This window comes from Actinoplanes sp. NPDC048791 (assembly GCF_040650095.1).
GTDB lineage: Bacteria > Actinomycetota > Actinomycetes > Mycobacteriales > Micromonosporaceae > Actinoplanes.
In genome coordinates this window covers 1-1,992 of the sequence record NZ_JBEZGQ010001311.1, presented here as the reverse complement: position 1 = coordinate 1,992, position 1,992 = coordinate 1, and the positions used below count along the sequence as shown (strand labels likewise).

Below are 1,992 nucleotides of genomic sequence, written 5' to 3'. Positions count from 1 at the left end.
CCGCCCTCGGCCCCGTCCGACGCGGGCGTGCTGCCCCCGCCGGCCGCACCCCCGTCCGCACCCCCGTACGCGGCACCGACCGTGCGGACCCCGGCCCCCGCCCTGTGGACGCCGACGAAGGTGACCATCGACCGGCTGGACGTCGGGGCCCCGGTCGATCCGGTCGGGGTCACCCGCGACGGGGCGCTCGACGTGCCGGACGACCCGGACCGGCTCGGCTGGTGGATCGGCTCGGTGCTGCCCGGCGAGCGGCGCGGCACCGTCCTGATCGCCGGTCACGTCGACACGGCCGAGGACGGCCAGGGCGCGCTCTACCGCCTGGAGAAGCTGGCGGTCGGGTCCCGGATCGAGGTCCGCGCCGGCGACCGCACCATCGCCTACCGGGTGACGGCCCGGCGCAGCTACGCCAAGAGCAAGCTGCCGGAGGCTTTGTTCCGCCGGGACACCAGCCCGCAGCTGGCCCTGGTCACCTGTGGGGGAGCGTTCCGCAACGGCACCTACGACCACAATGTCGTCGTCTACGCCACCCCGATGTGACAACCGGGCCGGCCGGCCGGGATGAGACTATTCTGCGACACGTGACCGACTCACGTTCGACCTCCAGCGGTAGGGATCTGCGCGTCGACCTGCTCACCCGGGAGTATCCGCCGGAGGTGTACGGCGGCGCCGGGGTGCACGTGGAATACCTGGCCCGTGACCTGCGCCCGCTCACCGACGTACGGGTGCACTGCTTCGGTGCCCCCCGCGACGAACCGGGCGTGACGGCGTACCCGGAGCCCGCCGAGCTGGCCGGGGCCAACGCCGCCCTGCGCACCATGGGGGTCGACCTGGAGATGGCCGCGGGCTGCGACGGCACCGACATCGTGCACAGCCACACCTGGTACGCGAACTTCGCCGGCCACACCGCCAAACTGCTGTACGGCGTCCCGCACGTGGTCACCACGCACAGCCTGGAGCCGCTGCGCCCGTGGAAGGCCGAGCAGCTCGGCGGCGGTTACGCGCTCTCCTCGTTCTGCGAGCGGACCGCCATCGAGGGCGCCGACGCGATCATCGCCGTCTCCGGGGGCATGAAGCGGGATGTGCTCACCGCCTATCCCAGCGTCGACCCGGACAGGATCCGGGTGGTCTACAACGGCATCGACACCGAGCAGTACGCCCCGAACCGGGGCACCGACGTCATCGAGCGGCTCGGCATCGACCTGAACCGCCCGAGCGTGGTCTTCGTCGGCCGGATCACCCGGCAGAAGGGCCTGCCGTACCTGATGCGGGCCTGTCACGACCTGCCGCCGGAGACCCAGATCGTGCTGCTGGCCGGCGCGCCGGACACCCCGGAGATCGCCGCCGAGGTCGAGGGCCTGGCGATCCAGCTGCGCAACGCCCGGGACGCGGCCGGGGTGATCTGGGTGCAGGAGATGCTGCCCAAGCACGAGGTCGTCCAGGTGCTCACCCACGCGACGGTCTTCGTCTGCCCGTCGGTCTACGAGCCCATGGGCATCGTCAACCTGGAGGCGATGGCCTGCGAGACAGCCGTGGTCGCCACCGCCACCGGGGGCATCCCGGAGGTCGTCGCCGACGGCGAGACCGGCCTGCTGGTGCCGATCGAGCAGGTCACCGACGGCACCGGCACCCCGGTCGACCCGGAGCGGTTCATCGCCGACCTGGCCGCCGCGATGACCAAGCTGATCAAGGACCCGGCCCGGGCCGCCGAGATGGGCCTGGCCGGGCGCCGCCGCGCGGTGGAGCACTTCAGCTGGTCCCGGATCGCCGTGGACACCTTGGAGGTCTACCGCTCGGTGCTCTGAGCCAGGCCGGTGCTCTGAGCCAGGATCGCCCGGGCCACGGCCCGCCCGGACAGCCAGGCCGTCTGCACCCGCGGCTTGCCGAAGGCGTCACCGGCCAGCCACACCCGCCCGTCGGTGGCGAACGACGGCTTGCCCGCTGTGCCCGCGTACCTGCCGTTCGTCTCGCCGTACGAGCTGAGCTCGCCGCGGT

General features: G+C 72.7%; 2 protein-coding genes and 1 pseudogene. 2 read left to right on the top strand and 1 reads right to left on the bottom strand.

Going from position 1 to position 1,992, the window contains the following annotated elements:
- Together AB0C29_RS45770 and glgA are read left to right on the top strand one after the other, a co-directional pair.
- Positions 1-537 (top strand): class F sortase (locus AB0C29_RS45770; protein WP_360834276.1); only part of this gene is annotated, 537 nt, incomplete at its 5' end.
- 41 nt (positions 538-578) lie between these two features.
- On the top strand, positions 579-1,802 hold the full coding sequence (gene glgA / locus AB0C29_RS45765) for a glycogen synthase (protein ID WP_360834274.1): 1,224 nt from the start codon (positions 579-581) through the stop codon (positions 1,800-1,802).
- Here the strand turns inward: glgA and AB0C29_RS45760 are convergent.
- Positions 1,784-1,992: pseudogene (locus tag AB0C29_RS45760) on the bottom strand (hypothetical protein); the annotation flags it as partial. The gene glgA and the pseudogene AB0C29_RS45760 sit on opposite strands and share 19 nt — an antisense overlap.